Origin of the sequence: Kineosporia sp. NBRC 101677 (assembly GCF_030269265.1) — a bacterium.
Classification (GTDB): domain Bacteria; phylum Actinomycetota; class Actinomycetes; order Actinomycetales; family Kineosporiaceae; genus Kineosporia; species Kineosporia rhizophila.
This window is the reverse complement of the sequence record NZ_BSTA01000059.1, coordinates 1-290: the sequence shown is the minus strand read 5'-3', so window position 1 is coordinate 290 and position 290 is coordinate 1. Positions and strand designations below refer to the sequence as shown.

Here is a 290-nt window from a genome sequence, read left to right as displayed (position 1 = left end):
CCCCGGCAGTCTCCTATGAGTTCCCACCATGACGTGCTGGCAACATAGAACGAGGGTTGCGCTCGTTGCGGGACTTAACCCAACATCTCACGACACGAGCTGACGACAACCATGCACCACCTGTGAGGCGCCCTTGCGGACCCCGTGTCTCCACGAGTTTTCACCCCATGTCAAGCCTTGGTAAGGTTCTTCGCGTTGCATCGAATTAATCCGCATGCTCCGCCGCTTGTGCGGGCCCCCGTCAATTCCTTTGAGTTTTAGCCTTGCGGCCGTACTCCCCAGGCGGGGCG

General features: G+C 59.3%; 1 rRNA gene. It reads right to left on the bottom strand.

What is annotated here, in order from left to right:
* Positions 1-290: ribosomal RNA gene (locus tag QSK18_RS35735) — 16S ribosomal RNA — on the bottom strand; the annotation flags it as partial.